Annotated in this window: 18 protein-coding genes; 4 read left to right on the top strand and 14 right to left on the bottom strand. The window is 63.6% G+C overall.

Annotated elements, in window-relative coordinates:
• Positions 1–5: 5 nt before the first annotated feature.
• On the bottom strand, positions 6–935 hold the full coding sequence (locus USDA257_RS07935; RefSeq protein ID WP_041413994.1) for a bifunctional helix-turn-helix transcriptional regulator/GNAT family N-acetyltransferase: 930 nt from the start codon (positions 933–935) through the stop codon (positions 6–8).
• 113 nt (positions 936–1,048) lie between these two features.
• Between USDA257_RS07935 and USDA257_RS07940 the strand changes: the two genes are divergently transcribed.
• On the top strand, positions 1,049–1,453 hold the full coding sequence (locus USDA257_RS07940) for a DoxX family protein (RefSeq protein WP_014762395.1): 405 nt from the start codon (positions 1,049–1,051) through the stop codon (positions 1,451–1,453).
• Positions 1,454–1,473: 20 nt separating this feature from the next.
• Here the strand turns inward: USDA257_RS07940 and USDA257_RS07945 are convergent, their stop codons facing one another.
• A complete protein-coding gene (locus USDA257_RS07945) occupies positions 1,474–2,475 on the bottom strand; it encodes a LacI family DNA-binding transcriptional regulator (RefSeq protein ID WP_014762396.1) in 1,002 nt (333 codons plus the stop codon).
• A gap of 200 nt (positions 2,476–2,675) precedes the next feature.
• Between USDA257_RS07945 and USDA257_RS07950 the strand changes: the two genes are divergently transcribed.
• The 3 genes from USDA257_RS07950 (at position 2,676) to USDA257_RS07960 (ending at position 5,984) form a co-directional block, all read left to right on the top strand.
• A complete protein-coding gene (locus tag USDA257_RS07950) occupies positions 2,676–3,590 on the top strand; it encodes a sugar phosphate isomerase/epimerase family protein (RefSeq protein WP_014762397.1) in 915 nt (304 codons plus the stop codon).
• A 34-nt stretch (positions 3,591–3,624) separates the two neighbouring features.
• Positions 3,625–4,548 (top strand): sugar phosphate isomerase/epimerase family protein, encoded by a 924-nt coding sequence (locus USDA257_RS07955; protein WP_041413995.1) that lies wholly within the window; start codon positions 3,625–3,627, stop codon positions 4,546–4,548.
• Between the two features lie 272 nt (positions 4,549–4,820).
• Entirely contained in the window at positions 4,821–5,984 is a 1,164-nt protein-coding gene (locus tag USDA257_RS07960) for a Gfo/Idh/MocA family protein (protein WP_014762399.1), read from the top strand.
• Between the two features lie 252 nt (positions 5,985–6,236).
• Here USDA257_RS07960 and repB read toward each other — a convergent pair whose 3' ends face one another.
• The 12 genes from repB to urtB form a co-directional block, all read right to left on the bottom strand.
• Positions 6,237–7,286 (bottom strand): plasmid partitioning protein RepB, encoded by a 1,050-nt coding sequence (gene repB, locus USDA257_RS07965; protein WP_014762400.1) that lies wholly within the window; start codon positions 7,284–7,286, stop codon positions 6,237–6,239.
• Between the two features lie 3 nt (positions 7,287–7,289).
• The gene (gene repA / locus USDA257_RS07970; protein WP_014762401.1) at positions 7,290–8,570 is read right to left on the bottom strand and encodes a plasmid partitioning protein RepA; all 1,281 of its coding nucleotides are present in this window, start codon (positions 8,568–8,570) and stop codon (positions 7,290–7,292) included.
• Positions 8,571–8,787: 217 nt separating this feature from the next.
• Positions 8,788–10,065 carry an L-fuconate dehydratase gene (locus tag USDA257_RS07975; RefSeq protein ID WP_041413996.1) on the bottom strand — a complete coding sequence of 426 codons (1,278 nt, stop codon included), beginning with the start codon at positions 10,063–10,065 and terminating at the stop codon, positions 8,788–8,790.
• 112 nt (positions 10,066–10,177) lie between these two features.
• The gene (locus USDA257_RS07980) at positions 10,178–11,170 is read right to left on the bottom strand and encodes an ABC transporter permease (protein ID WP_014762403.1); all 993 of its coding nucleotides are present in this window, start codon (positions 11,168–11,170) and stop codon (positions 10,178–10,180) included.
• On the bottom strand, positions 11,167–12,147 hold the full coding sequence (locus USDA257_RS07985) for an ABC transporter permease (protein WP_014762404.1): 981 nt from the start codon (positions 12,145–12,147) through the stop codon (positions 11,167–11,169). Before USDA257_RS07985 ends, USDA257_RS07980 begins: the two co-directional genes overlap by 4 nt.
• Positions 12,144–13,697 (bottom strand): sugar ABC transporter ATP-binding protein, encoded by a 1,554-nt coding sequence (locus USDA257_RS07990; protein ID WP_014762405.1) that lies wholly within the window; start codon positions 13,695–13,697, stop codon positions 12,144–12,146. The genes USDA257_RS07985 and USDA257_RS07990 overlap by 4 nt, the downstream gene beginning before the upstream one ends.
• Positions 13,698–13,777: 80 nt before the next feature.
• On the bottom strand, positions 13,778–14,902 hold the full coding sequence (locus USDA257_RS07995; RefSeq protein WP_014762406.1) for a sugar ABC transporter substrate-binding protein: 1,125 nt from the start codon (positions 14,900–14,902) through the stop codon (positions 13,778–13,780).
• 356 nt (positions 14,903–15,258) lie between these two features.
• Entirely contained in the window at positions 15,259–15,651 is a 393-nt protein-coding gene (locus tag USDA257_RS08000; protein ID WP_014762407.1) for a hypothetical protein, read from the bottom strand.
• A 236-nt stretch (positions 15,652–15,887) separates the two neighbouring features.
• The gene (gene urtE / locus USDA257_RS08005; protein WP_014762408.1) at positions 15,888–16,583 is read right to left on the bottom strand and encodes an urea ABC transporter ATP-binding subunit UrtE; all 696 of its coding nucleotides are present in this window, start codon (positions 16,581–16,583) and stop codon (positions 15,888–15,890) included.
• Between the two features lie 29 nt (positions 16,584–16,612).
• Positions 16,613–17,365: an urea ABC transporter ATP-binding protein UrtD gene (gene urtD, locus USDA257_RS08010; RefSeq protein WP_014762409.1), complete on the bottom strand. Its 753-nt coding sequence runs from the start codon at positions 17,363–17,365 to the stop codon at positions 16,613–16,615.
• Positions 17,366–17,370: 5 nt separating this feature from the next.
• Positions 17,371–18,546 carry an urea ABC transporter permease subunit UrtC gene (urtC, locus tag USDA257_RS08015; RefSeq protein WP_014762410.1) on the bottom strand — a complete coding sequence of 392 codons (1,176 nt, stop codon included), beginning with the start codon at positions 18,544–18,546 and terminating at the stop codon, positions 17,371–17,373.
• Positions 18,543–20,156 carry an urea ABC transporter permease subunit UrtB gene (urtB, locus tag USDA257_RS08020; RefSeq protein ID WP_041413997.1) on the bottom strand — a complete coding sequence of 538 codons (1,614 nt, stop codon included), beginning with the start codon at positions 20,154–20,156 and terminating at the stop codon, positions 18,543–18,545. Before urtB ends, urtC begins: the two co-directional genes overlap by 4 nt.
• Positions 20,157–20,297 lie beyond the last annotated feature (141 nt).

Raw genomic sequence — 20,297 nt, forward strand, 5'->3', positions numbered from 1 at the left:
CGTTTTCACTTGAGGTCGAGAGACCAGGTCTGTCCCACAAGGTCATGACCGAAGGAGTGGTGCGGCGTTTCGTCGATCAATTTGAAACCGGCCCGCTCGTAAAGGCGGCGGGCCGCGACAAGAACGCTGTTCGTCCACAGCACGAGCCGCTCGTACCCGACTGCGCGAGCACGCTCGATGCAGGCGTTGACGAGCATCGCTCCGACGCCCGCCCCACGCGTATCCGGCTCGACGTAAAGCAGGCGGAGCTTGCCCATTCCCGGCTTGTCCCCGCGCACCAGGAAAATCGAACCGACGATACGGCCGTCGATCTCGGCAATCCAAGCCGCCTCATGGGTCTTGTCGAATGACTGGACGAAATCGGCGAGGATGCGCGCGACCAGAGCTTCATAGTCACGAGTCCAGCCATACTCCTCGGCATAGAGTATCGCTTGGCGATGGATGATCCAGCCAAGGTCGCCGGGCTTCAGATCGCGCAACACGATCCCCGAGATTGGACTGTCTTCGAACACCTGCCCGATAGTCCTGGTGGCCGAAAGCAGGCTCGAACGCTTACTCGGCGGCAGCGTGTCGAGCAGCGTGCCGATTGCGTCACGCGTGTTCGCTTCGAGCGCGGCGAACGCATTACGTCCGGCGCTTGTCAGCGAAAGCGGCCGACCACGACCGCCTAGCGGGTGCTCACAGGTCTCGATCAATCCTTTCTCGGCGAACCGCTTCAGCGTCCGGCTGAGCTGCGCCCGGTCGAGGTCGAGCGCCCGCGTGATCTCGGCGGCCGTGGGGTCTGTTCGGTGAGCGAGTTCATAGAGAATGCGCGCTTCGGTCAGCGTGAAGGGGCTTTTGTCGAGGTGAGCGTTCAGCAGGCCGAGGCGGCGCGTGTAGAGCCGATTAAAGGCGCGCAGCGCCGCAACGTCCTGATCATGATTGGGAACTGACATGGGGCTACATCTCATGTTGACTGAGTCAACAATACATCACGTTGACGGAGTCAACAATACGTGGTCCGATCGCCGTAAACTGCTTCCGACCACCGCCAAGAAAGGCACCCGACATGAGCGACAACCCTGCACTTCAGAGCGGCCTAGCCCTCATCGGCCGCCTGCTTCTCGCCGCCATTTTCCTCTCGTCCGGCTTCGAAAAACTAGCCGATCCCTCCGGAACGATCGGCTATATCGCGGCGGCCAACCTGCCCCTGCCTTCGGTAGCCTATGTTGTCGCCCTTGTGGTGGAACTCGGCGGAGGCATCCTTCTCGTCCTCGGCTATCAGGCGCGGTTGGCGGCACTCGTCCTTGCGGTCTTCACCCTAGCGTCGGCTCTCGGCTTCCATACCAATTTCGCCGACCAGAACCAGATGATCCATTTCATGAAGAACCTCGCGATGACCGGCGGATTCCTGCAGATCGTCGCCTTCGGCGCGGGCGCCTTCAGCCTGGACGGACGCGCCGGTCGCGCCTGAGCCAGAAATCACGTCAGAAATCAAAAATTCTCCGGCGTGATCGTTAGAAACCGCACCGGCTCGGGGCTCACCTCGACGTCGATCAGCCCAAGCGACCGCAATGTCAGGTCGATTGAGCGCCGCGCCTGGATCTCCGGCGCCTGGTCGAGGACGATCGACATGACGCCGTCGCGGAGAGCGCCACGCGACTGTTCGGAAAGTTCGTGACCGACCCATAAGATCCTGCGCGAGGCATGCTCCTTCAGCACCGCGGCGACAGAGCGGTTGTCACCGCCGGCGGTGTAGAGCCCGACGATCTCCGGGTCGTCGCGGAGCGCCCCACGCAGCAGTTCCATCGAATTCAGGTCGTCGTCATAGTCGAACATCACCTGCTGGAAGCAGTGATCGCCGTCACGGTCGGCGAGATAGGAGGAGAAGCCGCGGATGCGTTCCTTGTGGTTCTCGTAGGCGCCGCTGTGGCAGAGCGCCACGAAGGAACCTGACCGGCCGACGAGCATCCTCGACGTGTAATAAGCGGCCGTCCGCCCCGCAGCATAATTGTCGATCCCGACATAGGGGAGTTCCGGCGCCGGTCGTGTCATGATTTGCACCACCGGCGTGCCGTGGCTCGCGGCCGTCCTCAGGCTTTTCACGACGTCCGGATGGTCGGGAGCCACGACGATCAGCGCAGAACGGCGAACCGCCGGATTGACGATGTAGTGGGCGAAGTCGACCGGATCGTTCTCGCGGGCGAAGGTGCGGTGAACGGTGATGCTTTTGTCGAGCAGGGCTGCGATCCGCTCGAAGGCCTGGTTCATGCGCGAGTAGAAGCTCGTCTCGGGCCGGACCAGGATGACCTCGATCCTGATTAGCCCGCGATGCGTTTCCGGCATACTATGCCGGTAGTCCAGCTTCCGGACTGCTAGGAACACCCTTTCGACCGTTTCCGGACGAACCCCGCCGCGACCGTTGACGACGCGCTCGACCGTCGCGGTGCCGACGCCGGCCTCCAGTGCCACATCCTTCAAGGTCACCTTGGTCACCGCGGTCCTTCGTGAGATCGCCTCGTCGACTCGGCCTTTGGACGACGCCAAATGATCAAATTTGATCAAGGAAGCTTTAGGGCAAACTGGCGCCCGGCGCTAGTCTCGTGACTGTTCGGGAGGAACAAAGGATCGAGACCGATCTGGAACCGAGAAGGACGATCCGGATGCTCTGGCGCGCCGGATTTGGAGGAGCACCGATGAAGATCGCACTCGACCCCTATATGCATCGTCACCTCGGCTTGCATGATCTGTGCCGCAAGGCGGCGGAGCTCGGCTATGACCATATCGAACTGTCGCCGCGCGACGACTTCCTGCCCTGGTGGGTGCGGCCGCGCGCCCACAAGGAGCGGATCGCCGAATTCAAGTCGGCGCTGAAGGACCACGGTGTCAAGCTCGCATCTATCCTGCCTATGTATCGCTGGGCGAGCCCGCATGAGGACGAGCGCCAGGCGGCTGTGCGCTACTGGAAGGAAGCGATTGAGGTCGCCGTCGAGATGGGCTGCGACACGATGAATTCCGAATTCGGCCGCGGCCCGTCGCCCGACCGTAGCCATCGCTCCAACTGCTGCGGCGGCATGCACACGCACGAGCACAGCGAGGCCGCCTGGTGGCGCTCGATGGAGGAGCTCGTGCCGGTGTTCGAGAAAGAGGGCGTGACGCTCAACATGGAGCCGCACCCGGAAGACTGGTGCGAGACGCTGCATCCGGCGATCGACATGCTGAAGACGATCGGCTCGAAAAACGTCAAGTTCCTCTATTGCGCCCCGCATACCTTCTATTTCGGCGACGACATGTCAAAGATGATCCGCGATGCCGGTCCGCTGATCGCCCATGTGCATGTGGCCGACACCTACAACCACAAGGCCTCTTCCGGCCTGCGCTACATCGTCAATCCGCCCGGCGCCAAGGTGACGATCCACCAGCACATGGACATGTACCAGGGCGAGATCAACTGGGATGTCTTCTTCTCCTCACTCGCCGAGGTCGGCTTCGACGGCATCGTCACGGCCTGCGTCTTCGGCTGGGAGGAGCGTGCCGATGCTTCCGGCCGCTTCATGCGGGCCGAGATCCAGAAATACGTGGACAAATACTGGCCAGCCAAGCGCGGCTAGCCACTGCAGACCATCATCATCGAGGAACAAAGCCGTGAGCATCACGATCACGACCGCCCCCTGCTGCTGGGGCGTCGACGACGTCAAGAATCCAAACCTGCCCGCCTGGGAGCGGGTCTTCGACGAGGCGGCGGCGGCCGGCTATGGCGGTCTGGAACTGGGCCCCTACGGCTATATGCCGCTCGACTCCGAGCGGGTCGCCAAGGCGCTCACCGACCGCAACCTCTTCATCGTCGCCGGGACGATCTTCGACGATCTCGTCTCGCCGGAGAACCGCGCCAATCTGCTGCGCCAGACGGACGAGATCTGCGCCGTCATCACCCGGCTGCCGCAGCCGGAGCAAGTGCCCGGTGAGCGCTTCAAGACACCCTATCTTACGGTTATGGACTGGGGCCATGACGAGCGGGATTACGCTGCCGGCCATTCCGAGCGCGCGCAGCGGCTCTCGGATGAGGAGTGGCGCGGCATGGTCGCCAACATCAAGGCGATCGCCGAACTCGCAAGCAGCAAATATGACGTGCGCGCCGTCATCCACCCGCATGCCGGCGGCTATATCGAGTTCGCCGACGAGATCGAGCGGATCGCCAGCGACGTGCCGGCGGAACTCGCCGGCTTCTGCATCGATACCGGTCACACCTATTACGCCGGCATGGATCCGGTCGAGACGCTGAAGGAATATGCCGACCGCCTCGACTATGTGCATTTCAAGGATATCGACGAGACGGTCTTCCGCCGTGTGCTCGGCGAGAAGATCCGCTTCTTCGAGGCCTGTGCCCAGGGCGTGATGTGCCCAATCGGCCGCGGCGTTATCGATTATCCGGCGGTAAAGCGCGCGCTCGAGGAGATCGGCTACCACGGCTTCATCACCGTCGAGCAGGAGCGCGATCCTTTAAGCGTCGCCGGCAGCCTCGCGGATGTGAAGGAAAGCCGCGATTATCTGCGGTCGGTCGGATTTTAGTGGCGACGTTTTACCCCCCCTCTGCCCTGCCGGGCATCTCCCACAAGAGGGGAGATTGGCCAGCATCGATCTCTTCGCCGGCTGGAACGGCCAAGCTCCAGTGCCGTCACTCTCCTGCACCGAACTTAACGCTGTGGGAAAGATGGAAGAGGGAGCCCGCACCTTGCCGATCTCCCCCTTGTGGGGGAGATGCCCGGCAGGGCAGAGGGGGGTGAAACGCGGCACCGGCAGAAAAGCAACGGTGGGAATTCAAAACAAACAGGAACGGGACAATGTCGGTGAAGAAAACAAGGCCGATCCGCTGGGGCATGGTCGGCGGCGGACGCGGCAGCCAGATCGGCTATATCCATCGCTCGGCAGCGCTCCGGGACGACACCTTCGCGCTCGTCGCCGGCGCCTTCGATATCGACGCGGAGCGCGGCCGCACCTTCGGCGTCGAGCTGGGGCTCGATGAAGCGCGCAGTTATCCGGATTACCAGACGATGTTCGCCGAGGAGACCAAGCACGCCGACGGCATTGAGGCGGTCTCGATCGCCACACCGAACAATACCCATTTCGCCATCTGCAAGGCCGCGCTCGAGCATGGCCTCAACGTTGTCTGCGAAAAGCCGCTCTGCTTCACCGTCGCGGAAGCCGAAGAACTGAAGGCGCTTTCGAAAGCGCGTGGCCTAATCGTCGGCGTCACCTACGGCTATGCCGGCCACCAGATGATCGAGCAAGCGCGCGCCATGGTGAAGAACGGCGATCTCGGAGAGGTCCGCATCGTCAACCTGCAATTTGCCCACGGGTTCCACAGCGCGGCGGTCGAAGAACAGAACCCGTCGACGCGCTGGCGGGTCGATCCGAAATTCTCCGGTCCGAGCTATGTGCTCGGCGATGTCGGCACGCACCCGCTCTATATTTCCGAGGTCATCCTGCCGCATCTGAAGATCAAGCGGCTGATGTGCGTCCGCCAGAGCTTCGTCAAGAGCCGCGCTCCGCTTGAGGACAATGCGGTCACCCTGATGGAATACGATAACGGCGCCATCGCCAATGTCTGGTCGAGCGCCGTCAATGCCGGCTCCATGCACGGCCAGAAGGTGCGCATCGTCGGCTCGAAGGCGAGCATCGAATGGTGGGACGAGCGGCCGAACCAGCTGTCATACGAGATCCAGGGCGAGCCCATCCGCATCCTCGAACGCGGCATGGATTACCTCTATCCGGAAGCCCGGCTCGACGACCGTATCGGCGGCGGTCACCCGGAAGGCTTGTTCGAAGCCTGGGCCAACCTCTATCGCCGTTTCGGCCTGGCGATCAGCGGCAACCGCAGGCTTGCGCCAGAGGGCATTGAGGACCTGGTCTTTCCGGGTGTCGATGCCGGATTGGAGGGTGTGCGCTGGGTGGAGAACTGCGTCCGCTCGGCCGATGCCGGTGGCGTGTGGGTGGAGTACGAGTAGGAGGGACGGCGGAGGATTTCCGCCCATCCTGTGACCGGTTTATGTGGCTTGGAATAGCCCCTCCCTGCCCCTCCCACAAGGGAGAGGGGCTCGTAGGCGTCACCGCTTCCCCAACTCAGCGTCTCCGCAATCGGCGGCGGTGCTGTCATGTGTGTAGGACGCCGCACGGAAGCTTTCCGTGGGGAGGGGTTGGGTGGGGTTCCGGACGCGCCGTATTGTGAGGGCAACTCAAAAACGCGCGTCGGCAACAATCTAAGACTTCTGATTTTTCACAAAGCTTGCGTGCCATTTCGCCAGCATCGACACCGCCTCCTTGATGAAGGACGGATGAGTGCCGGGCAGGAACTCGATTCTCGGGGCCTTGCCCTCAAGCTTCAACCGCGCAAAGACCCGCCCCGCCTCATCCTTCAGTTCCTCCGGCTTTTCCGGCGCGGGCCTGTCGCTCTGAGACAGGCAATTGAAGACGAGTTGGAAGCGCTGGTCGGTATCGGCGGCGCGGAAGCGTGGCGAGGCGATCTCCGCTTCCGCCGTGTCGCGCCTCTCTGCCCCTTCCAGCAAGGTGCCGATCGCCATCCAGCGCTCGCGGCCGGCTTTCGGCGCCGGGCCGATGGCGCGGGCAAGTTCATGCGGCACGCTGTCGGCGACCTGAAGGAGGCGCGACAGCTCGCTCTTCTGCACGGCGAGCGCGTCGCCGATCACCTTGCGGTCGAAGCCGCGGGTGGCAAGGGCGGCGGCGAAAAGCGCCCGCTCGATGAAGGAGAGGTTGCGCCGCTCGGCGTTTTCCTTGCCTTGGGCCAGCACCAATTCGTCGTCGGACAGCGGCCGGACGATCGCCTTCACCTGAAGCTCGAGCCGGCGCACGGCCTTCAAGCGGCGATGACCATAGGCGGTCTGGTAGTGCCCCGGCTTTTCCGGATGCGGGCGGACGAGGATCGGCGATTGCTGGCCGTTGTCGCGGATGCTCTCGATGAGCGCCAGGAAATCCGGATCGTCGACTTCGCCGTCGGTCAGCCGGTCCTCGACGAAGGAAGCTTCGACGAGCGCCGGATCGAGCGCCACGACGCGCTCGCCCTGGGTCAGCGCTTCGCGGAGCGAGCGCGCCTCTTCGGCCTCGCGGGTGATGCTGCCGAGCGAAAGGCCCATCGCCTTGACCGCCCCTGACGCCGCGCGCGGTGCGCCGGCCGGCTGGCCGTTGACAGGTGTCAACTCCGCTGGCCCCGCTTCCTGGGCTTGTGGCGTGGCACCAGGAGCACCGCCCATGAACAGTGCCCGCAATTCGTTCTTCCGGTTGTTGCCAGCCATGTCTTAGCGCCCCCAGGCCGCGTGGATGAGAGCCTCGATCTCGCCATTGACGGCGTTGAGCGACTCGATCGCCCGGTCATAGGTGGCGCGGGTGAAGTTCTCGCGGCCGACCTCATAGAGCGTCTGCTTGGTGAGGCCCGCGTCCGAGATCGCCGTCGACTTGACCATGGCCGAGGTCAATACTCGGTCGCCGAAGAGCGAGCGCATGAAGCCGACGATCTGGGCCTGCGGCCCGTCATTCGGTTCGAAGCGGGTGACGAGGTAACGCAGGAAGTCGAAATTGAGCTCGCCGCCCGCCTCGCGCACGACGCTCAGGAGGTCCGAGGTCATGTAGAGGAACTGGTTCATGGAGGCGACATCGAGCATCTGCGGATGCACGGTGACGATGACCGAAGTCGAGGCGCAGAGTGCCGACAGCGTCAGGTAGCCAAGCTGCGGGGGGCAGTCGATCACGACGATGTCGTAGTCGTCGGCGACGCTTGCGAGGGCCGCCTGAACGCGGGCGAAGAACAGCGGTCCCGCATCGGTGCCGTTCTGCCGCGCGCTCAAGGCCTGCGGCGTCGTGTGCTCGAACTCCTGCAGTTCCAGATTGCCGGGCACGAGATCGAGGCCGTCGAAATAGGTCTTGCGGATGATGTCCCTGAGCGGCCGTGCCTCGGCGTCGTAGCGGATCGCGCCGTAGAGCGTGTCGTTGCCGGTCAGGTCCAGTTCCGGCTGATAGCCGAACAGCGCCGATAGCGAGGCCTGCGGATCGAGATCAACCGCCAGCACCCGATGGCCGGTCAAAGCGAGATATTGCGCCAGATGGACGGAAGAGGTCGTCTTGCCGGAGCCGCCCTTGAAATTGGTGACGGAGATGACCTGAAGATGCTCGCCCCGGGCGCCGTCGCGCCAATTCACGTAGCCGCGCGCCTTGGCGGCATTGCCCTTGGCGAGCGCCTGTTCGGCGAGATGCCGGCGCAGCGCATTGATGTCGGAAAGCGAATAGGAACGCCGCCCGCCAATGCCGGTGTCGGGCTGCGGCCCCTCGCCCGCCAGCGACAATTGCCTGAGATAGCCGTCGGAAACGCCGATCAGCTTGGCCGCCTCGCCGGAAGTGAAGCTCCGGAGCGTCTTCATCGCCGTCGGCGCGAACAGGCGGTCGCGCATCGCCTTCAACTGCTCGGAGAGCGCCCGCGCATCCGCCGCAATCGCCTCGTCGGCGGACCTTCGAGACGCAGCGCCGGCGGTCGCCGCCTTGTCGATTGCGCTTGCGGCGTCCACGGCCGATCCTGTCATGTCCATGGTCAAATCCCCTCGTGCTTGGCGCAAATCGCGCCTCGAGCCGCAGGCGAATGGCAACAGCCATCCCCCCCGCCGGCCGCACAGATGCGCCCGCCGCATTCCCTAACAGAGCAATCGCTGAACTACGCTGAAATATGGAATATGCGATCTGTTCCGTTACAGGAATGATTCATCCGCTGATTCGCGTCAAGCCATTTCTCCCATCGCGGCCCTGCCGCTAGGCGCGATAGGTGTAAGTCTCGATCGATTGAGGCTTCATTTCGATCGAAAAGCCCGGCCGCTCAGGCGGCATATAGGCGGCATTCCTGATGACGCACGGGGCGACGAAGTGCTCGTGCAGGTGGTCGACATATTCAATCACGCGGCCGTCCTTGGTGCCGGAAACGGCGACGTAATCGATCATCGACAGGTGCTGCACGTATTCGCAGAGACCCACTCCGCCGGCATGCGGCCAAACAGGCAGCCCGTATTTTGCCGCCATCAGCAGCACGGAAAGAACCTCGTTAAGACCACCCAGGCGGCAGGCGTCAACCTGCACGATGTCGATGGCGCCCTCGGCTATGAACTGCTTGAAGAGAATGCGGTTCTGGCACATCTCGCCGGTTGCGACCTTGACCGGGGCGATCGCCTCGCGGATCTTTCGGTGGCCGGCAACATCGTCCGGGCTCGTCGGTTCCTCGATGAAGAAAGGCTTGGCGACAGCCAGCGCCTTCACCCACTCGATCGCCTCCCCCACCTCCCAGACCTGGTTGGCGTCGATCATCAGATAGCGGTCGGGACCAAGCACCTCGCGGGCGATCGTCAGGCGGCGTAAGTCATCGGCGCGGTCGCGCCCGACCTTCATCTTGATATGGTTGAAGCCCTGGTCGACCGCCTCCTGCGCAAGCCGCCTGAGCTTCGCGTCGTCGTAGCCGAGCCAGCCGGCGGACGTCGTGTAGCAGGGATAGCCCTCCTTCTCGAGCGTCGCAATGCGCTCCGCCTTGCCCGGCTCGGCGCGCTTGAGGATGTCGACCGCTTCCGCGCGCGTCAGCACGTCGGTCAGGTAGCGGTAGTCGACGATGTCGGCGATCTCCTCCGCCGGCATGTCGGCAATGAGACGCCAGACCGGCTTGCCGGCCTCCTTGGCGATCAGATCCCACACCGCATTGACGATCGCTCCCGTGGCGAGATGGATCGCGCCCTTCTCCGGGCCGATCCAGCGCAGCTGGCTGTCGCCGGTCAGGTGCCGCCAGAAACGGCCGGGCTGCGCGCGAATAGTCTCGATCTCCTGGCCGACGACAAGGTGGCGCATGGCCTTGATCGCCATGCAGCAGATGTCGTTGCCGCGACCGATGGTGAAGGTGAGGCCGTGGCCGGCAAGCCCCGGCCGGTCGGTGTCGAGGATGACGTAGGCAGCGGAATAGTCGGGATCAGGATTCATCGCGTCCGAACCGTCGAGGCTTTGCGAGGTCGGAAAGCGCAGATCAAAGACGCGGAGATCGACGATGCGGGTCATGGCATGCTCCTGATGCGTTCGGCCGCCAACTGGGCGGCAAGCCCGGATGGTATCACTTGGCGGCAACGACATGCATCCTCGACCCCTCCGGAGAGATCGAGCGACCGTGACGTCAGCGGCTCGGCGGCGCGCGGCCGTAAAGCAGCAGCATCACGACGATGACGACGCCGTAGACGATCTGCCGGCCCGCCTCCGGCATCTGCATGACCGAGAGAATCGACTGTAGCAGCGTGATCAGGATGACCCCGGCGACCGTGCCGAGATAGGAGCCGCGGCCGCCGAGGATGGACGTGCCGCCGAGCACGACGGCTGCGATCGAGGGTAACAGATAGGCGTCGCCCATCGCCTGCGCCGCCTTCGAGGCATAGCCGGCAAGCAGCACGCCGCCGAAAGCGTTCAAGCCGCCCGAGACGACGAAGGCGATCATAACCACGCGTCTTGTGCCGACACCGGAGAGGAACGCCGCGCGCTCGCTGTTGCCGATGCCGTAGACCGCCCGGCCGAAGGCTGTACGCGTCAGCAGGAAGATCATCGCCGCGCTGACCGCAAACCAAACGAGAATGGCGTTCGGAACGCCCGGCACAAGTGCGCCGGTCGCCAGCCACCGTACGGCATGCGGGGCTGAATCCTGCGGCGAGAAGCCGCCGGTGTAGACGACCATCAGTCCCTGCGCCACGACATTGGACGCCAGCGTCACGATCATCGAAGGAATGCGCAGATAGGCCACGCCCAGGCCGTTCAAGAGGCCGAAGGCCATGCCGCAAAGCACGCCGGCCGGAATGGCGACGGCGACTCCCATGTCGCCGAAACCGGCAACGGCGCAGGCCATCATAGCCCCCATCGTCATGACCCAGGGCACCGAAAGATCGATGTGCCCGAGGAGGATGACGATCATCATGCCGGCGGCCACGACGCCGAGGAAGGACGCGACCTTGAGCTGCTGCAGCAGGTAGTCGGGCGAAAGGAAATTGCTCGAATAGAGGCTGCCGAGAAGAAGCAGGAGCAAAATGCAGCCGAAAGCGGTGAGCACGGCCGGATCGGCGCGGCGGAGAAAGCGCGGCAGGCGCGCCTTGACGGACAAGCGGCTTTCGGATGTCTGGCTCATTGAAACCAGTCCAGACGGTTTCGGACGCGCAGCAGCGCCAGCGAGCCGATGCTGACGGCGATCATCAGCACGATACCCTGGAGCAGGGGCTGCCACAGCGGATCGACGTCGAAGGCAAACAGCATGTCGCCGGTGGTTCGGGCCGCGAAGGCGCCGAAGATCGCCCAGATGGCGCTGCCGCGGCCGCCATAGAGCGAGACGCCGCCGAGGACGACAGCGGCGATCGACCAGAGCGTATAGGCGCTGCCGCTCGCATAGGCCGCCTCGCCGGTGTAGGTGAAGAAGGTGAGGAACAGGCCGCCCATGCCGGCAAGCAATCCGCCCAGGAGATAGGCCGCGAACTTGCCGCGCCGGATCGGCACGCCGGACATGAAGGCGGCCGGCTCGGAAGAGCCCGCCGCATAGGCAGCCCTCCCGGCCACAGACCGCTTGAAGGGCAGCCAGACAACCAGGACGACCGCTGCCAAGGCGATAAGGCTCGAGGGAATGACGCCGAAGAGCCGGCCGGTCAGGGCGTCGGCGAGATCCTCGTTGACGGAGCCGCCGGGGAAGGGCCGGAGCAACAGCGCCAGGCCGAAATAGACGGCGCCGGTTGCGATGGTCGCGACGATCGGCTGCAAGCGTCCGTAGATCACCAGCATGCCGTTGATTGCGCCGCAGAACGTTCCGGTTGCCAGCACAGCTGCTACACCAAGGCTCGTCGGTACCGCTCCGCCGATGACGATCCAGGAGGCGAGGCAATTGGTGAGCACCAGGATCATGCCGACCGACAGGTCGATCCCGGCGGTGATCACCACCAGCGCCTGCGCCATGGCGACGAAGGCGAGCAGCACGCCCTTGTTGGCGGCGGTGTGGACGACGTTGGCCGTGAACCCGGCCGGATGATTGGCGACATAGACGGCAAACATCACGAGGAAGATCGCAAGGCCCGTCAGCGTGCCGCGCTGCTCATTCAGCCAATAGCGCCATTCGCTCATGTCGCCGTTCCCTCCTGTCGTTCCTCGACATTGAGCGCGCTGGCGATCAGTGCCCGTTCGTTGATCTCTTCGCCTGCGAGTTCGCGCACGACCCGGCCATCATAGAGAACCAGGACCCGGTCGCAGCAGCCGATCAGTTCGTCATAGTCGGTCGAATAGAATACGATCGCCGCACCCGCCTCCGCCAGCCGCCGAAACAACCGATAGAGCTCCTGTTTGGTGCCGACGTCGATGCCCCGCGTCGGATCGTTGAGCAGAATGATCCGCGGCTTGCGCATCAGCCATTTGGCGATGACGACCTTCTGCTGGTTGCCGCCCGAAAGGGCGCCGACGGCTGCATCGAGCCCGGCGGTCTTGATCTCTAGTAGCCGCATCATGTCATCGATCAGTTGCTCCTCCCTGCCCCTGTCGATCACTCCGCCACGGGCTATGTGGTCGAGGGCGGCAAAGGACAGGTTCTCGCGCACCGTCATCGGCAGCATCAAGCCCTCGGTCTTGCGGTCCTCGGGAATGAGGGCCATGGAGAACGGCGGTTTACGCGCCGCCGACGGGCCGCCGATCGTCACCGGCGCACCGTCGACGAGTACCGAGCCGCTCATGCCCCTGAGCACGCCGAAGAGCGCGAGGAGCAGGAGCCGCTGGCCCTGGCCCTCGAGCCCGCCCAGCCCGACGACCTCTCCCTCACCGACGGAGAACGAAACATCGCGCAGCCGATCGCCCCAGCCGAGATTGCGGCACTCGAGCACGGGCGTCTTTCCCGGCTCCCCCGCGCGCTTCTGCCGCGGCGGGAAGACGTTGCTGTATTCGCGCCCGATCATCATTTCGACGACTTCGCCGTTGGTCCGGGTGCCCGCGCGGAAGCTCTCGACGTTGCGGCCGTTGCGGAACACCGTGCATGTGTCGGCAAGTTCGGCGATCTCATGCATGCGATGCGAGATGTAAAGCAGCGCCAGACCTTCGGAACGCAAGCCTTTCAGCACGGCAAATACCTTGGCGACATCGCCGGCCGTCAGCGCCGAAGTCGCTTCGTCGAGGATCAGGATGCGCGGCCCGGAGGCCAGCGCCTTAGCGATCTCGACCATCTGCCGGCGCGACAGGGGCAGGTCCTTCACCATGGCGCGCGGGTGTATGTCCCCGGCGCCGGCCCGGGCGAGCGCCTCCTCCGCGATCGCACGCTGGGCCCGGCGATCGATCAAGCCGAAGCGGCGCGGCGGATTGGAAAGGGCGATATTGTCGGCGACGCTGAGATCCGGGATCAGCGACAGTTCCTGAAAGACGCAGGCAATGCCCGCGGCAGAGGCTTCGGCCGGCGAGCCGAACACGGCCTCCCGGCCGTCGAGCAGCATGCGGCCCCCGTCCGGCGCCACCACCCCGGCCATGATCTTGATCAGCGTCGACTTGCCAGCACCGTTCTCGCCAAGGATCGCGTGGATGCGGCCAGCTTCCACGTCGAGATGAGCATTTTCGAGGGCGCGAACCCCGCCGTAACGCTTCGATACGCCCTCGACCCGGAAGAGCGGGGGCGTCGCCTGTATCTCAGCCATTGCCATCCGTCGCCTCGGCTCCCGACCGGTTGCGCAGGCCGCGTGCTGACGCGCGCGGCCCGGTGTTCAGGCAAATCCCGCGGGGACTACTCGTTTTCCTTCGTCTGACCCATGATCTCCTGCGCCGTGAAGTTGATGCCGCAGGTCGGGAAGGCGTTGCCGACGAAGAAGTTGTCCGACTGGTCGGGATAGAAATCCTGGCCCTCCTTGAAGTTCGGATCCTCGACGATCGCCAGCGGCAGCTTGATCGACTGCGGCACCACCTGCCCTTCGAGCGCCGCGATCGCCGTCTTGATGGCAACTGCGACCTGAGCAGGACCTGTGCCGGCCGACGAGCACTTCAGACCCTCGGCGGCGTGCTTGGCGCAGAATTTCCGGAAGCCGTTTTCCGTCTCGCCACCGAACGGCACGAAGGGGTGACCGGCGTCGATCATCGCCTGCACGACGCCGGTATCGCCGCCCTGCGCGGTGATGCCGTCAAACTTCTTGTGAACGGCAATCGCGTCTGCCGTCGCCTTTTGCGCCGTCGGATCGTCCCATTTGCCGATAACCTCGACGACCTCCCACTTCTTGCCCGTCGCGGCGAATGTCTCCTGGATGCCGTTGTGCCGATCGGTATCGACGGACGTACCGGGGACGCCGCGAACCTCGAGGATCTTGCCGCCTTCCGGCAGATGCTTAGCGAGCCAATTGGCCCAAAGCACGCCGAGGCCTTTCTGGTCGACATTGACGTTGATGGCGTCCTCAGTGTCCAAGATATTGTCGAAAGCGACGAGAACGACGCCGGCTTCCTTCGCCCGCTTGATGACCGGCCCGAAGGCGGTCGGGTTCTGGGCATTGACGATGATCGCGTCATAGCCGGAATCGATGAAGTTGTTGATCGCCGATATCTGCGCCGGCACGTCCTCGCCGGTGGAAACGACCTTGAACTCCTTGAGCTTAGCGGCAACGTCCGGCTGCGCGGCATAGGCCTTGGCCGTCTGGATCATCTGGATGCGCCAGGTGTTGGCGATGAAGCCGTTGGCGAGCGCGATCCGGTAGGGACCATCCTTTTTCGGGAACTTGAAGAATTTGGTTTCGGCCGACCATGGCGCGAAACAATCCGGTTCGGCCGCGGGGCCGCTGACGATTTCAGGTTCTGATGAGGCGGTGGTGGATAGAAGTGCGAATGCAGCGACCGCGAGAATGCCGCTGACGAATGTTCTGGTCATCGATTTCCCTCCCGTTATCATGCGGGGACAGGGCATCGAACGGGTGTCGATATTGCCCGCAGACATGTCTGCGGGCTGAAGCAAAAGAACGTCGAACGAACGCAGTCGAATTGCTCCAGGACACTGCAAAGCACCCTTTACACCTGGGCAAGTGCTTCAGTGGCCGATCCGGCACGATTTATCGATACGCGAGTCCAGTGACGCCAGACAGGCTCCTCCCGAGGGCGTCCGGTGGAAATGGTAGCGCTACCAATAATTTATGTAAAGCGCGCTGCGGACAAGGTCGAAGGAGCAGCATGTCCTCACACGTGGAAACAGCGCAGCTTTTCGGGCCACGCTGCTTCGCAACTCTCGGTTCAGCCTGGCTGTCCAGATCGTATCGGCTGATTGAAGCGCTCGGCGAAGGCCTCGATCGACCCGCGGCCGAACCGCCTCAGGCGCCGTCGCACCAGCACGGACATGACGCGTGCAGCGGTGGAAACGGTCATCTCGTCGAGCGGTCCCGTGCCGCTCCAGGGCTTCGTCAGCCGGTCCGTGACGATGCCGAGCAAGTTGGCGGGCATGATGTCGGTGCAGGGTCTCATCCATTCGAAGACGGCGCTGATCGGCACCACCTTGCCTTCGAAGGAAACGATCGGTTCGGGCATGTCTTCGTCCCAATCGTCATAGGCTTCGAGCGCATCTCTGAAGAGAGTCTGCAGGGTGATCGGGGCATGCCCTTCATAAAGGGCGGGCAGGAAATTCGTCATTAGGGTCTCCTCCGCGTGGTTAGGCCGGAAACGCGAAATGGCCAATTCTGTCAGCGATAACGGATTGTGATGTTCCTTCATAAAACGTGCATCGTGAGTATGGTTCAAAGCAAAGCGCCGTGCAAACGCAATCGATCAAAGAAGTGGATTTTCCGTCGCAAGCCGGCGACACGGCATCGCGACACCGACGCAAGTCCCTGAACTGACTGAAAGAATCTCGGACCTGTGGAAAACAGCTAGACCGTCAGATGCCGGCGCGCTTCCGGCATATTCAGCGACTCCGCCGGCCCCTCGTGCACGAAGGCGCCGCGGTCCATGATATAGACCTGGTCGGCGAGCTCCCGGCAGAAATCGAGATATTGCTCGACCAGCAGGATCGCCATGCCGGTGGAATCCCTGACATATTTGATCGCCCGGGCGATGTCCTTGATGATCGACGGCTGGATACCCTCAGTCGGCTCGTCGAGCACCAGGATCTTCGGGCGGGTGACCAACGCACGGGCGATCGCCAACTGCTGCTGCTGGCCGCCGGAAAGGTCACCGCCACGCCGGCCAAGCATCGTCTTCAGAACCGGGAACAGGCTGTAGATATCGTCGGGGATCAAGCGGTCGGCCCGGTTCAAAGGCGCATAGCCGGTCTCGAGATTCTCCTTCACCGTCAGCAGAGGAAAGATCTCGCGGCCTTGCGGCACGTAGCCCACGCCGTGCTTCGCCCGCCGGAAGGGCGGCAAGCCATCGAGCGGCGCGCCGTTGAAGGAGATCACACCACTTGTCACCGGATGCTGACCGGTGATCGCCCGGAGCAGGCTCGATTTGCCGACGCCGTTGCGCCCTAGCACGCAGGTGATCTTGCCCATCTCGGCCTTGAACGAGACATTGCGAAGCGCCTGGGCGGCGCCGTAATGCAGGCTGACGTTTTCGACGCTCAACATGGGTACAGTTCCTTCCACTCGCGCTCGGCTTATCGGCCGAGATAGTTCTCGATCACCTTCGGATCGTTGCTGACGAAATCGATCGAGCCTTCCGCCAGCACCGAGCCTTCGGCAAGGCAGGTGACCTTGACGCCCAAATCGCGGATGAAGCCCATGTCGTGTTCGATGACGACGACGGAGCGTGTCTTGGCGATTTCCTTCAGGAGGAGCGCGGTTTCCGCCGTCTCCGCATCGGTCATGCCGGCGACCGGCTCGTCGACAAGCAGCAGTTCCGGCTCCTGGGCGAGCAGCATGCCGATCTCCAGCCATTGCTTCTGGCCGTGCGACAGATTGGCGGCGAGATCGTCGCGTCGCGCCGTCAGCCGCACGGTCGAAAGGATCTCCTCGATGCGGGACTTGTCCTCGCCCGTCAGCCGGTAGAACAGCGTCGCGATGACGCCGCGGCGACGGTTCAGCGCCAACTCGAGATTGTCCCAGACCGTGTGGCTCTCGAACACGGTCGGTTTCTGGAACTTGCGGCCGATGCCGAGCTGGGCGATCTCCGCCTCGTCCTTCCTGGTCAAGTCGATGTCGCCATTGAAGAAGACCTCGCCCTCGTCCGGCCGCGTCTTGCCGGTGATGATGTCCATCATCGTTGTCTTGCCGGCGCCGTTCGGGCCAATGATGGCGCGCAATTCTCCCGGCTCGACGATGAAGGAGAGCGAATTCAGCGCCTTGAATCCGTCGAAGGAGACGGAGACGCCATCGAGATAGAGCAGGCTTTTCGGTTTCTTCTCGATCATGGCGATCACTCCGCAGCCATCGGTTCGGCAGCCGGCAGGCCCGCCTCTTTGTCGTTCTCGCCCTCCTTGCGGGCGGCATCGCGATGGGCCTGGCGCCGGCCGACATAGTGCTGCGCCGTGCCGACGACGCCCTTCGGCAGGAACAGCGTCACAAGCACGAAGAGCCCGCCGAGCGCGAAGAGCCAGAATTCCGGGAGGGCGGCGGTGAAGATGCTTTTGCCCCCGTTGACGAGGATCGCGCCGATGATCGGGCCGATCAGCGTGCCGCGGCCGCCGACCGCCGTCCAGATGACCACCTCGATCGAATTGCCGGGCTCGAACTCTCCCGGATTGATGATGCCGACCTGCGGCACGTAGAGCGCGCCGGCCACACCCGCCATCATCGCCGAGACGATGAAGGCGAAGAGCTTCATGTGCTCGACGCGGTAGCCGAGGAAGCGGGTGCGGCTTTCCGCGTCACGCAGGGCCACCAGCACCTTGCCGAATTTGGAACGCACGATGCCGGAGGTGATGACGAGCGAGAGGGCAAGTGCCAGCGCCGAGGCCGCGAAGAGCGCGGCGCGAGTGCCCGCCGACTGGATGTTGAAGCCGAGGATGTCCTTGAAATCGGTTAAGCCGTTATTGCCGCCGAAGCCCATGTCGTTCCTGAAGAAGGCGAGCAGCAGCGCGTAGGTCATCGCCTGGGTGATGATCGACAGATAGACGCCGTTGACCCGCGAGCGGAAGGCGAACCAGCCGAAGACGAAGGCGATGAGGCCGGGCACCAGCACAACCATCAGCGCCGCGAACCAAAACATGTCGAAGCCGTACCAGAACCAGGGCAGTTCCTTCCAGTTGAGGAACACCATGAAGTCAGGCAGCAGCGGATTGCCATAGGAACCGCGCGCGCCGATCTGACGCATTAGATACATGCCCATCGCATAGCCGCCGAGCGCGAAGAAGGCGGCGTGGCCGAGCGAAAGGATGCCGCAGAAACCCCACACGAGGTCGAGCGCCAGCGCCAGGAGCGCATAGGTCAGATATTTGCCGAAGAGCGACACGAGATAGGTCGGCACGTGCAGCGGATGGTCCGGAGCCGTAAGCAGATTGAGCGCCGGTACGAGCACGGCAAGCGCCAGAAGAATTGAAACCGCGATGACGATCGTGCGATCCAGCGATTTGATGAGAAAAGAGGTGATCATGCTTCCACCGCCCGGCCCTTGAGTGCGAACAGCCCGCGCGGCCGCTTCTGGATGAACAGGATGATCAGCACGAGCACGAGGATCTTGCCGAGCACGGCGCCGGCATACGGCTCCAGGAACTTGTTGAGGATGCCGAGCGAGAAGGCGCCGACGAGCGTCCCCCAGAGATTGCCGACGCCGCCGAAGACCACGACCATGAAGCTGTCGATGATGTAGCCTTGGCCGAGGTTCGGCGAGACGTTGTCGATCTGCGAGAGGGCCACGCCCGCCATGCCGGCAATGCCGGAGCCGAGCGCGAAGGTGAGCGCATCGACCCAGGGCGTACGGATGCCCATCGAGGAGGCCATGCGCCGATTCTGCGTCACCGCCCGCATCTGCAGGCCCATCGGCGTCTTCTTCAACAGGAACAGAAGCGCGGCAAAGACAGCGAGCGCGAAAACGATGATCCACAGGCGGTTCCATGTGATCGTCAAGCCGCCGAGCTCAAAGGCGCCGGACATCCAGGACGGGTTACCGACCTCGCGATTGGTCGGCCCGAAGATCGACCGCACCGACTGCTGCAGGATCAGCGAGATGCCCCAGGTAGCGAGCAGCGTCTCAAGCGGCCGGCCGTAGAGGAAGCGGATGACGCCGCGTTCGATCGCCAGGCCGACCGCCCCGGTCGCCAGGAAGGCAAGCGGCAGCGCGATCGCCAGCGACCAGTCGAAGAGACCCGGGAACGAGGTGCGCAGAACCTCTTGCACCATGAATGTCGTGTAGGCACCGAGCATCACCATCTCGCCATGCGCCATGTTGATGATGCCCATGACGCCGAAGGTAATCGCAAGCCCAATCGCCGCAAGCAGCAATACAGAGCCGAGCGACAGGCCGTACCAGACATTCTGGCCGGCAGCCCATAACGCCTGCGTCTGTTCGATGCTGGCGAGCGCCGCCTCGATATCCGGCTTGAGGGTCCCGTCGGCGGAGCCGAGCGCGGCGGAAAGGATGGAGAGCGTCTCGCGCCCGCCGTGTTCCGTGAGAAGCCGCACCGCCTCCTTCTTCTCCCCGGCCGGCCGGTCCGAAATGATGAGGGTCGTGGCGCGTGCCTGTTCCAGGAGGGTGCGAACCTCTCCGTCCTTTTCGGCCGCAAGCGCGTTCTCGATGGCCCCGAGCGCCTCGGCATTGGGCGACTGAAGGACCGATTGCACGGCCTTGAGGCGGGCATTCCGGTCGGGGCTGAGAAGCGTCAGACTGCCGAGTGCCGTGCGCACCGCGCGCCGCACGCTGTTGTTGACCTTGACCTTCGAGAGCGCCGCCTTTGGCGCCTCGCCGGCGCCTTCGCCGGTGACCGGGTCGGTGAGCGCCAGGCTCGAACCGCTCTCCTTCGTCAGGAACACCCGGTCGTCCGACTTGCGGGCATAGAGATTGCCTTCGCCGAGCGCTTCGAGGATGGGCACGACCTTGGGATCGCCGGTCTTCGCCAGGGCGGCGATGTGCTCATCCATGTCGGACAGCTTCGCCTCAGCCAGCGCGTTCACCAGATCACTCAATGCCTCTTCCGCCCGAAGCCCGGTCGGGACTGCGCTGAAGAGGAAGAAGGCAACAAGCACGGTTTGGATGATGCGGGACATTGGCCATCTCGCTTGGTTCGCGTCGCCTGCCGTTGAACAAATCATGGCAACCGCCGCTGTCGGGCCGGAATTGCAAAGTCCCTCCGTCCGAATGGAGGCCGTCGGACGGAGGGTATTTCATGCTATCGGTTCGTCATGAAA

It is taken from the genome of Sinorhizobium fredii USDA 257 (genome assembly GCF_000265205.3).
GTDB classification, from domain to species: domain Bacteria; phylum Pseudomonadota; class Alphaproteobacteria; order Rhizobiales; family Rhizobiaceae; genus Sinorhizobium; species Sinorhizobium fredii_B.

Coding starts and splice junctions, on each gene's coding strand:
- USDA257_RS07935 (WP_041413994.1), bottom strand. CDS start 935: ATGTCAGTTCCCAATCATGATCAGGACGTTGCGGCGCTGCGCGCCTTT.
- USDA257_RS07940 (WP_014762395.1), top strand. CDS start 1,049: ATGAGCGACAACCCTGCACTTCAGAGCGGCCTAGCCCTCATCGGCCGC.
- USDA257_RS07950 (WP_014762397.1), top strand. CDS start 2,676: ATGAAGATCGCACTCGACCCCTATATGCATCGTCACCTCGGCTTGCAT.
- USDA257_RS07960 (WP_014762399.1), top strand. CDS start 4,821: ATGTCGGTGAAGAAAACAAGGCCGATCCGCTGGGGCATGGTCGGCGGC.
- repB (WP_014762400.1), bottom strand. CDS start 7,286: ATGGCTGGCAACAACCGGAAGAACGAATTGCGGGCACTGTTCATGGGC.
- repA (WP_014762401.1), bottom strand. CDS start 8,570: ATGGACATGACAGGATCGGCCGTGGACGCCGCAAGCGCAATCGACAAG.
- USDA257_RS07975 (WP_041413996.1), bottom strand. CDS start 10,065: ATGACCCGCATCGTCGATCTCCGCGTCTTTGATCTGCGCTTTCCGACC.
- USDA257_RS07980 (WP_014762403.1), bottom strand. CDS start 11,170: ATGAGCCAGACATCCGAAAGCCGCTTGTCCGTCAAGGCGCGCCTGCCG.
- USDA257_RS07985 (WP_014762404.1), bottom strand. CDS start 12,147: ATGAGCGAATGGCGCTATTGGCTGAATGAGCAGCGCGGCACGCTGACG.
- USDA257_RS07990 (WP_014762405.1), bottom strand. CDS start 13,697: ATGGCAATGGCTGAGATACAGGCGACGCCCCCGCTCTTCCGGGTCGAG.
- USDA257_RS07995 (WP_014762406.1), bottom strand. CDS start 14,902: ATGACCAGAACATTCGTCAGCGGCATTCTCGCGGTCGCTGCATTCGCA.
- USDA257_RS08000 (WP_014762407.1), bottom strand. CDS start 15,651: ATGACGAATTTCCTGCCCGCCCTTTATGAAGGGCATGCCCCGATCACC.
- urtE (WP_014762408.1), bottom strand. CDS start 16,583: ATGTTGAGCGTCGAAAACGTCAGCCTGCATTACGGCGCCGCCCAGGCG.
- urtD (WP_014762409.1), bottom strand. CDS start 17,365: ATGATCGAGAAGAAACCGAAAAGCCTGCTCTATCTCGATGGCGTCTCC.
- urtC (WP_014762410.1), bottom strand. CDS start 18,546: ATGATCACCTCTTTTCTCATCAAATCGCTGGATCGCACGATCGTCATC.
- urtB (WP_041413997.1), bottom strand. CDS start 20,156: ATGTCCCGCATCATCCAAACCGTGCTTGTTGCCTTCTTCCTCTTCAGC.